The organism is Dyella jiangningensis, assembly GCF_003264855.1.
Lineage (GTDB): Bacteria > Pseudomonadota > Gammaproteobacteria > Xanthomonadales > Rhodanobacteraceae > Dyella > Dyella jiangningensis_C.
In genome coordinates, this window is the sequence record NZ_NFZS01000004.1 from 36,323 (window position 1) to 51,831 (window position 15,509).

Genomic DNA, 15,509 nt, shown 5'->3' on the forward strand with positions numbered 1-15,509 from the left:
ATGTCGTTCGTAGTCCGTCGCCAACAAAGAGGCCGCTTACGCGGCCTCTTTGTTCTTGATCCGTGGAAGCGCACTCTTCTGCGACGACCTCAGGAAGCGGTACCACCCGGCTCTGCGGTCGCGCACTGGGTGCGCTCCTACATTCGGCAGCGGCGAGTTTCTTACCCGGCGTAGCGAACGCCGGTGATTTCGTAGCGCTTGATGCCGTTGGGTGCCTTGAACTCGAAGCTGTCGCCTTCGCTCTTGCCGATCAGGGCACGAGCGATCGGCGAGGAAACCGCAATCAAGCGCTGCTTGATGTCGGCTTCGAGGTCACCCACGATCTGGTAGGTCACGGCTTCGCCGCTTTCCTCGTCTTCCAGGTCGACGGTGGCACCGAACACCACGCGGGTACCGGCCGCCAGGCGGCTGACGTCGATGACTTCCGCGGTGGACAGCGCCGCTTCCAGCTCGGCGATGCGGCCTTCGATGAAGCTCTGCTGCTCACGCGCGGCGTGGTACTCGGCGTTCTCCTTGAGATCGCCGTGCGCACGCGCTTCCGCGATGGCCGCGATGATGCGCGGCCGATCGGAGGACTTCAGTTTTTCCAGCTCGCCGCGAAGACGCTCTGAACCCGTCTTGGTGATGGGAGCTCGACTCATGCTTTCAATTCCTTGTGCAGTTCCTGCAGGCTGTGCACCGAGCCGTCGCCGTGGTAGTCCAGCGAATGCACCAGCGCGCGGGCGCCTGCCACCGTGGTGGAGTACGTGACGCGCTGCTGCAGGGCCTCGCGCCGGATCGAGAACGAGTCGGCGATCGCCTGCTTGCCCTCGGTCGTGTTGACGATATAGACGATCTCGCCGTTCTTGATCAGGTCAACGATGTGCGGACGGCCCTCGATCACCTTGTTGATGCGCTCGCAGGTCACGCCGTGTTCGGCCAGGTACTTGGCCGTGCCCTCGGTGGCGACCAGGCTGAAGCCCTTTTCCAGCACTTCGCGGGCGACCGGCAGCAGGCGATCCTTGTCGGCATCTCGCACCGACACGAACACCTTGCCCTTCGGCGGCGTCTTGATGCCGGCGGCATCGTGACCGCGGGCGAAGGCGGCGCCGAAGCTGCGGCCCACGCCCATCACCTCGCCGGTGGAACGCATTTCCGGTCCGAGGATCGGATCGACGTTCTGGAACTTCAGGAACGGGAAGATCGCTTCCTTCACCGAGTAGTACTCGGGGATCACTTCCTTGGTGGTGCCCTGCGCGATCAGCGAACGCCCGGCCATGGCGCGCGCCGCGATCTTGGCCAGCGGCACGCCGGTGGCCTTGGACACGTACGGCACGGTACGCGAGGCACGCGGGTTCACTTCGAGGATGAACACGGTGTCGCCCTGGATGGCGAACTGGGTGTTCATCAGGCCGACGACCTTCAGCTCCTTCGCCATCGCGGTGACCTGGCGGCGCATTTCGTCCTGCACCTCCTGCGACAGCGAGTACGGCGGCAGCGAGCAGGCCGAGTCGCCCGAGTGCACGCCTGCTTCCTCGATGTGCTCCATGATGCCGCCGACCAGCACGTTGCCTTCGGCGTCGGCGATGATGTCCACGTCTACTTCGACCGCGTGGTCGAGGAAGCGGTCGAGCAGCACCGGCGAGTCGTTCGACACCTTCACGGCCTCGCGCATGTAGCGCGCGAGATCGGCGTCGCTGTGGACGATTTCCATCGCGCGGCCGCCCAGCACGTAGCTCGGGCGCACCACCAGCGGATAGCCAATTTCGCGGGCCGAAGCCAAGGCTTCGTCCGGCGTACGTGCGGTGCGGTTCGGCGGCTGCTTGAGGCCAATCTTTTCGATCATCTGCTGGAAGCGCTCGCGGTCTTCCGCCAGGTCGATGCTGTCGGGCGAGGTACCGATTACCGGGGCACCCGCGGCTTCGAGCGCGCGCGCCAGCTTGAGCGGCGTCTGGCCACCGTACTGCACGATCACGCCCTTGGGCTTTTCGAGGTCGACGATTTCGAGCACGTCTTCGAGCGTCAGCGGCTCGAAGTACAGGCGGTCGGACGTGTCGTAGTCGGTCGACACCGTTTCCGGGTTGCAGTTGACCATGATCGTTTCGTAGCCGTCTTCGCGCATCGCGAGCGCCGCGTGCACGCAGCAGTAGTCGAACTCGATGCCCTGGCCGATGCGGTTCGGTCCGCCGCCGAGCACGATGATCTTGTCGCGGTCGGTCGGGTTGGCCTCGCACTCTTCCTCGTAGGTCGAGTACATGTAGGCCGTGGTGGTGGCGAACTCGGCGGCGCAGGAGTCCACCCGCTTGTACACCGGGCGCACGCCCAGCGTGCGACGCAGGTGGCGCATCGCCGCTTCGTTGGTGTCGAGCAGTTCGGCCAGGCGCGCGTCGGAGAAGCCCATGCGCTTGAGTTCGCGCATGCGCAGTGCGTCGATGGCGGCAATGCCCTGCGACTGCACTTCCTTCTCGGTCAGCACGATGTCTTCGAACGCCGCAAGGAACCACGGGTCGACGCGGCTGAGCCCATACACGTCTTCCAGCGACAGGCCAGCGCGGAAGGCGTCAGCCAGGTGGAACACGCGGTCCGGACGCGGCTCGCGCAGTTCGCGCTTGAGCGCGTTGATGCCTTCGTCGGAAGTCAGGTCCAGACCCGTCGGGTTCAAGCCGTTCTTGCCGATTTCCAGGCCACGCAGCGCCTTCTGCAGCGATTCGTGGAAGGTGCGGCCCATGGCCATCACCTCGCCGACCGACTTCATCTGCGTGGTGAGGCGCGAATCGGCCGTCGCGGAACTTCTCGAACGCGAAACGCGGGATCTTGGTGACGACGTAGTCGATGGTCGGCTCGAACGAGGCCGGCGTGAGGCCGCCGGTGATGTCGTTCTTGAGTTCATCCAGCGTGTAGCCCACGGCCAGCTTCGCGGCGATCTTGGCGATCGGGAAGCCGGTGGCCTTGGAGGCCAGTGCCGAGGAGCGCGACACGCGCGGATTCATCTCGATGACCACCACGCGGCCGTTTTCGGCATTGATGCCGAACTGCACGTTGGAGCCACCGGTGTCGACGCCGATCTTGCGCAGCACGGCGATGGAGGCATCGCGCAGCATCTGGTATTCCTTGTCGGTGAGCGTCTGCGCCGGCGCGACGGTGATCGAGTCGCCGGTGTGCACGCCCATCGGGTCGAGGTTTTCGATCGAGCAGACGATGATGCAGTTGTCCGCCTTGTCGCGGACCACTTCCATCTCGTATTCCTTCCAGCCGAGCACGGATTCCTCGACCAGTACTTCACCGACCGGCGAGAGTTCCAGACCGCGCTTGACGATCTCCTCGAACTCTTCGCGGTTGTAGGCGATGCCGCCACCGGAACCGCCGAGCGTGAAGCTCGGGCGGATGATGGTCGGGTAACCCACCTTGGCCTGAGTGACGAGTGCCTGCTCGAAGGTGCGGACCACTTCGGCCTTCGGGCATTCCAGGCCGATCTCGGCCATGGCGACGCGGAACAGCTCGCGGTCTTCGGCCATGCGGATGGCTTCGCGCGAGGCGCCGATCAGCTCGACGTTGTACTTCTCCAGCACGCCGTTGTCGGCGAGGTCGAGCGCGCAGTTGAGGCCGGTCTGGCCGCCCATGGTGGGCAGCACGGCGTCCGGGCGCTCCTTGGCGATGATGCGCTCCACCGTCTGCCAGTTGATCGGCTCGATGTAGACGGCATCGGCCGTCTCCGGGTCGGTCATGATCGTGGCGGGGTTGGAGTTCACCAGGATGACGCGGTAGCCCTCTTCCTTCAGCGCCTTGCAGGCCTGGGCGCCGGAGTAGTCGAACTCGCAGGCCTGGCCGATGACGATCGGGCCGGCGCCGATGATGAGGATGCTCTTGATGTCGGTGCGCTTAGCCATTCTTGCGGGCCTCCTCCATCAGGGCGGCGAAACGATCAAACAGGTAACCGATGTCGTGCGGACCGGGGCAGGCTTCCGGGTGACCCTGGAAGCAGAACGCCGGGCTGTCGGTGAGCTCGAAGCCCTGCAGCGTGCCGTCGAACAGCGAGGTATGCGTGACGCGCGCGTTAGCCGGCAGCGAGGCCGGGTCGACCGCAAAGCCGTGGTTCTGCGACGTGATCACCACGCGGCCGTCGTCCAGGTCCTTCACCGGATGGTTCGCGCCGTGGTGGCCGGTCTTCATCTTCAGCGTCTTCGCGCCGACGGCGAGGCCCATGATCTGGTGGCCGAGGCAGATACCGAACAGCGGGATCTTCGCGTCCAGGAACTGGCGCGTGGCTTCCACGGCGTAATCGCAGGCCGCCGGATCGCCAGGGCCGTTGGAGAGGAACACGCCGTCGGGCTTCATCGCCAGCACGTCGGCGGCCGGCGTCTGCGCGGGCACGACGGTGATGTCGCAGCCCTGCTCGGCCAGCAGGCGCAGGATGTTGTACTTCACGCCGTAGTCGTAGGCCACGACCTTGAAGCGTTTGGACGGCTGATTGAATTGGGTCTGGTCGAGGTCGTAGACGCCCTCGTTCCACTGGTACGACTCGCCGACGCTGACCACCTTGGCCAGGTCCATGCCGTTCAGACCGGGGAAGGCGCGTGCCTTGGCCAGTGCGGCCGCCTCGTCCACCGTCTCGCCGGCCACGATGCAGCCGTTGAGCGCGCCCTTGTCGCGCAGGATGCGGGTCAGGCGACGCGTGTCGATGCCAGCGATGGCCACGATGTTATGGCGCTTGAGGTAGTCGGGCAGGCTTTCGGTGCTGCGCCAGTTGCTGGCTCGACGCGGCACGTCACGCACAATCAGGCCGGCGGCATGCACGGTGTCGGACTCTTCGTCCTCGACGTTCACGCCGGTGTTGCCGATGTGCGGATAAGTAAGGGTGACGATCTGTTTGGCGTACGAGGGATCGGTGAGGATCTCCTGGTAGCCGGTCATGGCGGTGTTGAAAACCACCTCGCCGACGGTTTCACCAGTCGCGCCGACGGCGTAGCCGTGGAACACGCTGCCGTCTTCGAGGGCAAGCAGAGCAGGGATAGGCATGGGAGGACCGCCTTTTAGGTGCAGCAAAGTCCGCAAGCCGCTGCGAAGCAGCTTGTGGACCTTGGTCGAGGAACGTTTCAGGGCGGGTGCTAATGATAGGTGGAAGCGCCCTTTCTGTCCACCCGAAACCGCGGAAAATCTGCCTGTCGAAAGGCCTAACGGCGCAGCTCGCGAGCGTTACACTAACCGCGCCCAGCTCCCAGATGGACCTTATGAACACAGCCGCTCTGCTCGATCCTTCCCGACTCGACCGACCGGATACGGACGTACGGCTGGAGCCCTTCCCCTTCATGATCGCCCACGGCCAGCTGCCGGACGAGGCACGCGGTGAGCTGGAGCGCGATTTTCCGCGCTATGCGAGCGCGGGGTTCTTCCCCTACGACCCCAGCGATTGCGGCCCGTCGGTCAACGCCCTGGTCGATCGCCTGAGCTCGCCGGAGTTCGCCAGCGCCATCGGCAGACGCCTGGGCATCCCGAACCTGGGCGACTACCCGACGCTGATCACCTTGTGTCGCTCGCTCAACAAGCGCCACGGCACCATCCACACCGACAGCAAGTCCAAGGTCGCCACCGCCCTGCTCTATCTCAACAACCTGTGGCCGGACACCAGCGACGGCTGCCTGCGTTTCCTCGGCAGCATCGACAACATCGACAACATGGTCGCACCGGAGCTCAAGCCGCTGTACGGCGAGTTCGCCGTGTTCAAGCGCTGCGAGAACTCCTTCCACGGCCACCTGCCGTTCGAGGGCGAACGACGGGTGATCCAGGTGGCGTGGCTCACCAGCGAAGAGGAAAAGCTGCGCAAGACCAAGCGCGGCAAATTCTCCCGTGCCTTCAAGAAGCTGTTCGGATCGCTCGACCGCAAGCTTGGCGCGGGTCGCGACCGGAATGCGGCGCACAAGGACTGAAGCGCGACCGGGTCCATACCGGTGCCGGTCAGCTCCCAACACGAATGACGAGGCAGGCGCCGGCGCTCGCGGCGCACTGCCCTGGCTCACTCAGGCCTGGCTGCCAAAATGCCAGGCGATGTAGCCGGCGAATACGCCATAGAGCAGCCCCACCGGCACCAGCCAGCGCGCATCGACGCGTCCGCGGCGGAACAGCCACCACAGGTACACGATGGCCACGCCGGTGAGCACGCCTGCCACCATCAGCGGCGCATCGAACAGCCAAGGCGTGGCGAACAGCGCAAGTGAACTGGGAATGGTCGCCTGTATCATCATGGCGCCGGAAATGTTGGCCAGGGCGAGCCGTTCCTTGCCCTGGCGCACCCAGATCAGCGCATTCATGGTTTCCGGCAATTCGGTGGCGACCGGGCTCAGCACCAGCGCGACCAGATGTGGCGACAGCTGCAGCGCCACACCGATCGCCTCGATCTGCTTGACGAAGGTATGCGAGGCAATGGCGATCACCAGCAGGGCCAGCACGGTCTGGGCGGATATCCACCACAGCGATGGATTTGCCGCCTTCGGTTGCAGCTTCAGCGGTTCGAGCACTTCTTCTTCGGGTGCGGTGTCGTCGCTCTTCAGCTCGCGCCAGACGTAGAGACCGTACGCCGCCAGGAACAGCACGCCCAGCCATGGCTTGAACGCAAACGCGATCAGGCCGAGCGAGCACTTCACCACGAAGATGGCCAGGAACCATGCCTGGTCGCGCGACAAGCGCCCATGCTCCACGCGCACCATGTTGTCGTTGCGCCGCAAGCGCCGACGATTCATCCACAACGCCACGCCGACCACGGCATAGGCGATGGTGGCGAGCACCAAGGGGCCACCCAAGGCGGCGCCCACGCCGATATCCCGCTGTTCGGGCGTACGGCCCAGGATCACGGCCACGAAGGTGACCGCGCTTTCCGGCAAGGCCGTGCCGAACGCCGCGAGGATCGTGCCGGTGGCGGTAGCGCCCAGGTTGAGTTTCTGGCCGAACCACTCCACGCCGTTCACGAAATACTCGCAGGCGAGATAGATCGCACCAGCCGAAAGCAGGAACAACAATGCGGTGAGCATGCAATTTCCAAGGCCGGGCGAGCGGAAAACCATTGGCTCGACGACGCGAGCTCGCCCGGCAAAGGTGAGCGCGTCGCGGCCAAAGGTCTCGCCGGGCTGCCGACACCGAAGGTGTCGTTGACCATCCACGCCATGAAGCCGGGGCTTCAAGTCTGTTGACGCGGATTCCTCTGGAATACGCAGCCAGAAGGCTGCGCGGGGTGAGGATGGCTACTCCCCAATGACAACCCCTGCATTTTAGCGATCGCAGCCGGCACGGACAAGCGACATTTCGCGGGCGACCGGAGAGTTACGCCTGCGCCAAGGCTCGATCCCTGAGCGGCGGGGCTCCTGGCATGTCATCGATCCTCGCATCGCGTGCTGCTCAGCGCGAGGCACGCTCGGTCAGCATGGTGTCGATGTCGTACTCGCCCGGTGGGCGGCCGCTGAGCCAGTGCGCGGCTTCCAGGGCGCCACGCGCAAAAATGGAGCGGTCGGTGGCGCGATGCGTAAGCTCGATGCGTTCGCCCTTCCCCATCAGCCATGCCTCGTGCTCGCCCACGACGTCGCCGCCGCGCACGACCGCGAAGCCGATCGTGCCGAGCGCACGCGGGCCGGTGCGTCCTTCACGCGAATACACGCCGCTTTCGGAAAGCGAGGTGCCACGCGCCTCCGCTGCGGCCTCACCCAGGGCTAGTGCGGTACCGGAGGGTGCGTCTTCCTTGCGGTTGTGATGCGCCTCGATGATGTCCAGATCCCAGCTCGGCAAGGTCGCCGCGGCCTCGCGCAACAGACGCGTGAGCACGGCCACGCCGAGGCTGAAGTTCGCCGAGCGCAGCAACGCCATGCGTTGCGAAGAGACGGCCAGACGCTGGCCAAAGGTGGGATCGAGCCCGGTGGTGCCGGTGACCAGCGCCACGCCGTGCGACTCGCAATAGGTCAGTGCCGCGGCAAGTCCCGCGGGGCCGCTGAAGTCGATCACGACGTCGAGGGCACCCGCGCCCGGCCAGCTGTTGGTATAGGTCGGCGCATCGTCACCGGGAAACACCGGCTGCCCTAGCAGGGCGGAATTCGCCGAGACCATGGCGGCCACCAGCACGAAACGCTTGTCGCCCTTGACCAGCTGCACCAGCACCTGGCCCATGCGGCCGGTGGCGCCATTGATGGCTAGACGAACGGGATGGCTCATTCAGGACTCCGCGACCGGCGCAGCAGGACAGGAAGGGCGAGATGCTACCGCCTGCCGCCGGCGACGTACACGCATGGCCCGGACATGCGCGATGGCCCGGAGTTATCCAGGCCATCGGCTGCAAGGGCATTGCCGCAAGGAGTTACGAGGTGACGCGCGACCAGAACTGCTTCACGCCATCGACCCAGGTCTTGGCGCGCGGCGTGTGCTTGTCCGCTTCGCCACCAGCGAAGGTGGCTTCGAGCTGTTCGAACAGGTCGCGCTGCTGCTTGGTGAGGCGCACCGGCGTTTCCACCACGATTCGGCAGATCAGGTCGCCCGTGCGATTGCTGCGCACCGACTTCACGCCGCGCCCGCGCAGGCGGAACATCTGCCCGGTCTGCGTTTCCGGCGGAATGCTGATCGGCACTTCGCCTTCCAGCGTCGGCACCTGCAGCTCGGCACCCAGCGCCGCCTGAGAGAAACGAATCGGCAATTCGCAATGCAGGTCGTTGCCTTCGCGCTGGAAGATGGCGTGCTCGCGCACGCGCACCTCCACGTAGAGATCGCCCGCCTCGGCGCCGCCGGGGCCGGCTTCGCCCTGGCCGGTAAGGCGGATGCGATCGCCGTTGTCCACGCCCGCCGGAATGTTCACCGACAGCGTGCGGGTTTCCTGCAACAGGCCTTCGCCGTCGCACTCCTTGCAGGGCTTCTCGATGGTCTGGCCACTGCCGCCGCAATGCGGGCACGCCTGCTGGATGGAAAAGATGCCGTTCTGCATGCGCACGCGGCCATGGCCTGCGCAGGTCTTGCAGGTGACGGTCTTGCCGTCGTCGGAGCCGGTGCCATTGCAGTGCTGGCAGTTCACCTGCGTGGGAATCTCGATCTTCTTCTCGACGCCGAACACGGCCTCTTCGAGATCGAGATCCATGATGTAGCGAAGATCGGAACCGCGGCGCTGGCGACCACGCCCGCCGCCGCCCATGCCGAAGATGTCGCCGAAGATGTCACCGAAGATGTCGCCCATGTCGCCGAAACCGGCGCCACCGCGACCGCCCATGCCGTGCTCGAACGCGGCATGGCCGTGCTGGTCGTACATCGCGCGCTTCTGCGCGTCGGACAGCACTTCGTAGGCCTCCTTGGCCTCCTTGAACTTTTCCTGCGCATGCGGATCGTCCGGGCAACGGTCCGGGTGGTACTTCATCGCCAGCCGGCGGAAGGACTTCTTCAGCTCGACTTCGGTGACGGTGCGCTCGACACCCAGGACTTCGTAGTAATCACGCTTGCTCATCGTTGCATCCGGCATGGATCGCTCTCTTGCACATGAATCGAGCGATCCATGTTCTTCTCAACAAACAGCCCGCGCCGAGGACCAAACCCCGGCGCGGGCTGCATCAGATCGGCAGCGCCGACCGGGCCATTTTACTTCTTGTCGTCCTTGACTTCAGTGAACTCGGCATCGACCACGTCGTCGTGGGCTGCCGAACCCTGCTGCTGCCCGCCCGCCTGGGCGCCGGCATCCGGCTGGGCACCACCCTGGGCGGCGGCGTAAAGCGCCTGCGCCACCTGCTCGAGCTTCTCGATCTTGGACTCGATGGCCGCCTTGTCGTCGCCGTCCTTGACCTTCTCGAGGTCGGAAAGCGCGCCTTCGATCGAGCTCAGCTGGTCGGCCGGCACCTTGCCGCCGTGCTCCTTGAGCGCGCTGCGGGTGGCGTGCACCAGCTGGTCGGCCTTGTTGCGGGCGCCGACGAGCTCGTGGAACTTCTTGTCTTCTTCCTTGTTGGCCTCGGCGTCGGCCACCATGCGGTTGATCTCTTCCTCGGACAGGCCCGAACCGGCCTTGATCTCGATCTTCTGCTCCTTGCCGGTCTTCTTGTCCTTGGCCGACACGTGCAGGATGCCGTTGGCATCGATGTCGAAGGTCACTTCGATCTGCGGCATGCCGCGCGGCGCCGCGTCGATGCCCTGCAGGTCGAACTTGCCCAGCGACTTGTTGGCGCTGGCGCGCTCGCGCTCACCCTGCAGCACGTGCACGGTCACGGCGGTCTGGTTGTCGTCGGCGGTGGAGAACACCTGCGAGGCCTTGGTCGGCACGGTGGTGTTCTTTTCGATCAGCTTGGTCATCACGCCGCCCATCGTCTCGATGCCGAGCGACAGCGGGGTCACGTCGAGCAGCAGCACGTCCTTCGCCGCGCCGGACAGCACCCGGCCCTGGATCGCCGCGCCGACGGCGACGGCTTCGTCCGGGTTGACGTCCTTGCGTGGCTCCTTGCCAAAGAAGTCCTTCACCGACTCCTGCACCTTGGGCATGCGGGTCTGGCCACCGACGAGGATCACCTCGTTGATGTCGGACACGCGCAGGCCGGCGTCATTCAACGCGGTGCGGCACGGCTCGATGGTGCGCTCGACCAGGTCTTCGACCAGCGCTTCGAGCTTGGCGCGCGTGATCTTGAGGTTCAGGTGCTTCGGACCCGATGCGTCGGCCGTGATGTACGGCAGGTTGATTTCGGTCTGCTGGCTCGACGACAGCTCGATCTTCGCCTTTTCGGCCGCTTCCTTCAGGCGCTGCAGCGCGAGCACGTCCTTGCGCAGGTCCATGCCCTGGTCTTTCTTGAATTCCTCGACGAGGTAGTCGATGACGCGCATGTCGAAGTCTTCGCCACCCAGGAAAGTGTCGCCGTTGGTCGACAGCACTTCGAACTGCTTCTCGCCGTCGACGTCCGCGATCTCGATGATCGACACGTCGAAGGTGCCGCCGCCCAGGTCGTACACGGCGATCTTGCGGTCACCGCCCTTCTTGTCCAGACCGAAGGCGAGCGCGGCCGCGGTCGGCTCGTTGATGATGCGCTTGACTTCCAGGCCCGCGATGCGGCCGGCGTCCTTGGTGGCCTGGCGCTGGCTGTCGTTGAAGTACGCCGGCACCGTGATCACGGCTTCCGTGACCGGCTCGCCGAGGTAGTCCTCGGCGGTCTTCTTCATCTTCATGAGGACCTTGGCCGAGATCTCCTGCGGAGCCATCTTCTTGCCGTCGGCCGTCTGCACCCAGGCGTCGCCGTTTTCATGGGCAACGATGCCGTAGGGCACGATGTGCAGGTCTTTCTGCACTTCCGCGTCGGTGAACTTGCGGCCGATGAGGCGCTTCACCGCGTAGAAGGTGTTCTTGGGGTTGGTCACGCTTTGGCGCTTGGCCGGCGCGCCCACGAGGACTTCGTTGTCCTTGGTGAAGGCGACGATCGACGGCGTGGTGCGATCGCCTTCGGCGTTCTCGATGACCTTGGCGGTGGTGCCGTCCATCACGGCAACGCACGAGTTGGTCGTGCCCAGGTCGATACCAATGATTTTACCCATGTTGTCTACTCCCTAAATTCTTAAGCGACCCCTCGGCCGCAACTGGTTTCCAGATGGGGCTCGCGGCTTTGCAACTCAATGCCGGCAAGCACTCCGATGCCTACGCCATCCATGCCGACGGGGTCGCCGTTCAGGCGTCCAAACCGCCGGCGATGGCGTCATTCCTTCGCGACCGCCACCAGAGCGGGACGCAACAGTCGATCATTCAGCACATAACCCTTCTGCAGCACGCTGACCACCGTGTTCGGCGCCGCGCCGGGGGCATCCACCATGCTCACCGCGTGGTGCTTCTCCGGATCCAGTGGCTGGCCGACCGGATCGACCTGGACCAGGCCGTTGTTCTCGGCGATCTTCAGCAACGACTTGAGCGTGAGGGCGATGCCTTCGCGCACGCTGGCCACGTCACCACCTTCCACCTGCAGGCCACGCTCGAGTCCGTCGTACACCGGCAGCAGCTCGTTCAGCAGCTTCTCGTTGGCGAAGCGGCGCGCCTGTTCCACATCGCGATGCAGGCGGCGACGCTGGTTCTCGATCTCGGCCTTCTCGCGCAGCACGGTGTCGCGCAGCTCCACGTTGCTGGCTTCCAGCTCCGCGATGCGCGCCTTCAGTGCCTCCAGTTCGGCGTTGGGGGCTTCGCCCTGTCCGCCGGCGCCCTGCGCCGCGTTCGACGTCGTTGGATCGTTGTTCTGCATGAAATGACTCCAAGCCTCATCCGTGGCCGGCGCCCCTGGCGCCCGCCGTCAATTACCTGCGGGTAAAACCCCGCCTCCCGGGCGCGTTATAAGGTCGTCGCGACGCGATTCAAGGCGTCGCTGAGCAATCCGGCCGTGGCCTGGACCACCGGGATCACCCGCTCGTAGGCCATCCGGGTCGGCCCGATCACCCCGACAGCCCCCAGCACGCGCCCCTGGGCGCCATAGCTGGCGGTGACCACACTGCAGCCGTCGAGGGCGGCAAAACCCGACTCCTCGCCGATGAACAGACGAACACCAGGGGCCTTGGCACAGACCTCCATCAGCTGCAGCAGCTCGTTTTTCTTCTGGAAGGCCTCGAACAGCTCGCGCAGGCGCTCCAGGTTGGCCAGCTCCGAATACCCCATGAGGTTGGTCTGGCCGCTGACCAGCACGTCGTCGCTCTCGCCCCCGGGCGCGAACGAGGCCGCCGCCAGCTCGACCGCGCTCGACAGCAGCTGACGCAGCTCGCTGCTGGCCTCGCGCAGTTCCCGCAGCAAGTGGGCGCGGATGTCGTCTAGGCGCAGCCCGGCGAACTGGCTGTTGAGGTAGTTGGCGGCCTGCTCCAGTTCGCGGCCGTCCAGCGGCTTGGCCAACTGCACGATGCGGTTCTGCACCTGGTTGTCCGAGAACACCAGGATCACCAGCACGCGGGCATCGGGCAGCGCCACGAAATCAATATGGCGCAGCGGGAAATCAGCCTGCCGCGGCACCGTGACCACGCCGGCGAAGCGGGTCATCGCCGACAGCAGGGTCGAGACATTGCCCAGCAGGTCGCGGGTGGTGGTGGGCCCGGGCGGCAGTTCGCGGCGCAGGCGGGCCATCTCGTCCATCGGCAGCGGCTGCAATTCGATCAGGCTGTCCACGAACAGGCGCAGGCCACGGGGCGTCGGCACGCGGCCGGCCGAGGTATGCGGCGAGGCGACCAGGCCGGCGTCTTCGAGGTCGGCCATGATGTTGCGGATGGTGGCCGGACTGACGTCCAGGCCGGAGGAGCGCGACAGCGTGCGCGACCCCACGGGCTCGCCGTCGGCGAGGTATTGGGCAATCAATGTGCGCAACAGGCGGCGTGCGCGGGCATCGAGATCGGCGGCGGGCATGCTGTAGCAATCCGTGAGACAGCAAAGAAATAAGGTCTGAGGGAAAAGTTTGCAAGAAAGGGGATGGGGAAGCGGGCAACGGGGTGCCGAAAGCGGATGCCCGCACCGGCTGGTCGCCGGAGCGTGCGCCCCTACTACCCGTTCCCCGCCCCCTGCCCCTTACAATCCCCCGACTTCACCACGCCCTCGCCCATGCTCACCTCGCTCTACGTTCGTCATTTTGCCGTCGTCGAAGAAGCCGAGATCGCCTTCGGCCCGGGACTTACCGTGGTCAGCGGCGAAACCGGCGCGGGCAAGTCCCTGCTGGTGGACGCCCTGATGCTGCTGGCCGGCGCCCGCGCCGACAGCGGCATGGTGCGCGCCGGCAGCGATCGCGCCGAGCTCACCGCCGAATTCGACCTGTCGGACCTGCCCGAGGCGCGTGAGTGGCTGCGCCGCGAGGAACTGGACGAGGAAGACACCTGCCAGCTGCGCCGCGTGATCCGCGCCGAGGGCAGCTCGCGCGCCTGGATCAATGGACGCCCCGCCAACGCCAGCCAGCTGGGCGAACTGGCCACGATGCTGGTCGAGATCCATGGCCAGCACGAGCATCAGGCGCTGCTGTCGCGCGCCCACCAGCTCGAACTGCTCGATGCCTACGCCGGCAACGAGAGCCTGGTCAGCCAGGTGCGCGAACTGGCCACGCAGTGGCGTGAGCTGGGCCAGCGCATCCGTAAATTGAGTGGCGGCGACGACCGCGAACAGCGCATCGAACTGCTGCGCCACGAGCTGGACGAACTGGAGAAGTGGGCCCTGCCCGCCGACGGCCTGGTCGAGCTGGAGGCCAGCCACAAGCGGCTCGCCAATGCAGGTCGTCTGGCCGAAGGCGCCGGCGGCGTGGTCGAACTGATCGATGGCGACAGCGAATTCGCCCTGCGCCGGGCGCTGGGGCGCGCGCAACTGGAAATGAGCAAGCTGGCCGCGCTGGACGACCGGCTCGCCCCGTTGCTGGAGCTGCTGGACAACGCGTCCATCCAGCTCACCGAGGCGTCCGACGGCCTGGGTCGCTATGCGATGGATGTGGACCTCGATCCGGAGCGTTTTTCCGAAGTGGACACGCACCTCACGCGGCTGCACGAACTGTCGCGCCGTCATCGCGTGTCGACGGTTGAGCTGTACGACAAGGCGGCGACGCTGCGCGACGAACTTGCCGAGCTGGAAGGCGCCGGAGATGCGGTCGACAAGCTGTCCCGCCAGCGTCAGCAATTGCAGCAGCGCTACGACGAACATGCCGCCACGCTGAGCCGCGCGCGCGAGGAAGCCGCGACGCGCCTGGGCATCGAAGTGAGCGCGCTGATGGCCGAACTCGGCATGAGCGGCGGCCGCCTGGTGATCGAGCTGGAAGCTGCCGGCGAAGGCGATCCCGATGTGCAGGGTCGCGAGCGTTGCGAGCTGCTGGTCAGCGCCAATCCGGGCCAACCGCCGCGTCCGCTGCGCAAGGTGGCATCGGGCGGCGAACTCGCTCGCATCAGCCTCGCCATCGAAGTGGCCACGCTGGGCAAGGACACCATCGGCACCATGGTGTTCGACGAAGTGGACACGGGCATCGGCGGTGCTGTCGCCGAAGTGGTGGGCCAGAAACTGCGCGCCCTAGGTGGCCAACGTCAGGTGCTGTGCGTGACTCATCTGCCGCAGGTTGCTGCGCAAGGCCATGCACACCTCCGTGTGAGCAAGGCGAGCGACGGCGAGTCCACCCGCACCCGCATTGAAAAGCTCGATGCGAACGGACGTCGCGATGAACTGGCACGCATGCTCGGCGGCGTGGAGATCACGCGCGAAACCAAGGCGCATGCGAAGCAGATGCTGGATCGCGCGCAAGCCTAAGGCACTTTCGGGAAGGCCTGCAGAATAGAGAGGTGACACGCCTCCCCTGTAGGAGCGCACCCAGTGCGCGATCGGCGCTCACACCTCCACGGCATCGCGATGAAACGATGCCGTCTCTAAGCGAAGTCGCTGTCGCGCAAAGATTGCGTTCCCACGGATGTAGTCTTGGCTCGATGGCAAGGCGTTGGGGTTGAAAATCGGTGGTGTGCTGCGGTCGCGCACTGGGTCGCTCCTACAGTGTCACTGGCCAGCCACGGGGCTTAGCGAAAAACGACGGCTGGGGCATGGCGATGCGCTGCGGTCGCGCACTGGGTGCGCT

At 65.6% G+C, this 15,509-nt stretch carries 10 protein-coding genes, 1 pseudogene and 1 riboswitch; of the genes and pseudogenes, 2 read left to right on the forward strand and 9 right to left on the reverse strand.

The window, feature by feature from the left end:
- Positions 1–161: 161 nt before the first annotated feature.
- From greA to carA, 3 genes and pseudogenes are all read right to left on the reverse strand, one after another.
- Positions 162–641 carry a transcription elongation factor GreA gene (gene greA / locus CA260_RS12770; RefSeq protein WP_111983475.1) on the reverse strand — a complete coding sequence of 160 codons (480 nt, stop codon included), beginning with the start codon at positions 639–641 and terminating at the stop codon, positions 162–164.
- Positions 638–3,866, reverse strand: a pseudogene (carB, locus tag CA260_RS12775) (carbamoyl-phosphate synthase large subunit). Before carB ends, greA begins: the two are co-directional and overlap by 4 nt.
- A complete protein-coding gene (carA, locus tag CA260_RS12780) occupies positions 3,859–4,995 on the reverse strand; it encodes a glutamine-hydrolyzing carbamoyl-phosphate synthase small subunit (RefSeq protein WP_111983476.1) in 1,137 nt (378 codons plus the stop codon). The pseudogene carB and the gene carA overlap by 8 nt, the downstream one beginning before the upstream one ends.
- Positions 4,996–5,207: 212 nt before the next feature.
- Between carA and CA260_RS12785 the strand changes: the two genes are divergently transcribed.
- Positions 5,208–5,903, forward strand: a complete 696-nt coding sequence (locus CA260_RS12785; protein ID WP_111983477.1) for a 2OG-Fe(II) oxygenase — start codon at positions 5,208–5,210, stop codon at positions 5,901–5,903.
- A 90-nt stretch (positions 5,904–5,993) separates the two neighbouring features.
- Here CA260_RS12785 and CA260_RS12790 read toward each other — a convergent pair whose 3' ends face one another.
- The 6 genes from CA260_RS12790 to hrcA form a co-directional block, all read right to left on the reverse strand.
- Positions 5,994–7,001, reverse strand: a complete 1,008-nt coding sequence (locus tag CA260_RS12790) for a sodium:calcium antiporter (RefSeq protein WP_111983478.1) — start codon at positions 6,999–7,001, stop codon at positions 5,994–5,996.
- A gap of 77 nt (positions 7,002–7,078) precedes the next feature.
- A riboswitch (yybP-ykoY riboswitch) is annotated at positions 7,079–7,234 on the reverse strand.
- Positions 7,235–7,365: 131 nt separating this feature from the next.
- A complete protein-coding gene (dapB, locus tag CA260_RS12795) occupies positions 7,366–8,169 on the reverse strand; it encodes a 4-hydroxy-tetrahydrodipicolinate reductase (protein ID WP_111983479.1) in 804 nt (267 codons plus the stop codon).
- A 142-nt stretch (positions 8,170–8,311) separates the two neighbouring features.
- On the reverse strand, positions 8,312–9,439 hold the full coding sequence (gene dnaJ, locus CA260_RS12800) for a molecular chaperone DnaJ (RefSeq protein WP_111983480.1): 1,128 nt from the start codon (positions 9,437–9,439) through the stop codon (positions 8,312–8,314).
- A 131-nt stretch (positions 9,440–9,570) separates the two neighbouring features.
- On the reverse strand, positions 9,571–11,496 hold the full coding sequence (gene dnaK, locus CA260_RS12805; protein ID WP_111983481.1) for a molecular chaperone DnaK: 1,926 nt from the start codon (positions 11,494–11,496) through the stop codon (positions 9,571–9,573).
- A gap of 158 nt (positions 11,497–11,654) precedes the next feature.
- Complete coding sequence (grpE, locus tag CA260_RS12810; RefSeq protein WP_111983482.1) at positions 11,655–12,188, reverse strand: nucleotide exchange factor GrpE; 534 nt, start codon at positions 12,186–12,188, stop codon at positions 11,655–11,657.
- A gap of 86 nt (positions 12,189–12,274) precedes the next feature.
- Complete coding sequence (hrcA, locus tag CA260_RS12815; protein WP_111983483.1) at positions 12,275–13,327, reverse strand: heat-inducible transcriptional repressor HrcA; 1,053 nt, start codon at positions 13,325–13,327, stop codon at positions 12,275–12,277.
- A 192-nt stretch (positions 13,328–13,519) separates the two neighbouring features.
- Between hrcA and recN the strand changes: the two genes are divergently transcribed.
- Positions 13,520–15,190 carry a DNA repair protein RecN gene (gene recN / locus CA260_RS12820; RefSeq protein ID WP_111983484.1) on the forward strand — a complete coding sequence of 557 codons (1,671 nt, stop codon included), beginning with the start codon at positions 13,520–13,522 and terminating at the stop codon, positions 15,188–15,190.
- Positions 15,191–15,509 lie beyond the last annotated feature (319 nt).

What these genes read in the sequence shown, in the direction of transcription:
- CA260_RS12785 (WP_111983477.1), top strand. Translation starts at nt 5,208, where the DNA reads ATGAACACAGCCGCTCTGCTCGATCCTTCCCGACTCGACCGACCGGAT.
- dapB (WP_111983479.1), bottom strand. Translation starts at nt 8,169, where the DNA reads ATGAGCCATCCCGTTCGTCTAGCCATCAATGGCGCCACCGGCCGCATG.
- carA (WP_111983476.1), bottom strand. Translation starts at nt 4,995, where the DNA reads ATGCCTATCCCTGCTCTGCTTGCCCTCGAAGACGGCAGCGTGTTCCAC.
- grpE (WP_111983482.1), bottom strand. Translation starts at nt 12,188, where the DNA reads ATGCAGAACAACGATCCAACGACGTCGAACGCGGCGCAGGGCGCCGGC.
- dnaJ (WP_111983480.1), bottom strand. Translation starts at nt 9,439, where the DNA reads ATGAGCAAGCGTGATTACTACGAAGTCCTGGGTGTCGAGCGCACCGTC.
- recN (WP_111983484.1), top strand. Translation starts at nt 13,520, where the DNA reads ATGCTCACCTCGCTCTACGTTCGTCATTTTGCCGTCGTCGAAGAAGCC.
- CA260_RS12790 (WP_111983478.1), bottom strand. Translation starts at nt 7,001, where the DNA reads ATGCTCACCGCATTGTTGTTCCTGCTTTCGGCTGGTGCGATCTATCTC.
- hrcA (WP_111983483.1), bottom strand. Translation starts at nt 13,327, where the DNA reads ATGCCCGCCGCCGATCTCGATGCCCGCGCACGCCGCCTGTTGCGCACA.
- dnaK (WP_111983481.1), bottom strand. Translation starts at nt 11,496, where the DNA reads ATGGGTAAAATCATTGGTATCGACCTGGGCACGACCAACTCGTGCGTT.
- greA (WP_111983475.1), bottom strand. Translation starts at nt 641, where the DNA reads ATGAGTCGAGCTCCCATCACCAAGACGGGTTCAGAGCGTCTTCGCGGC.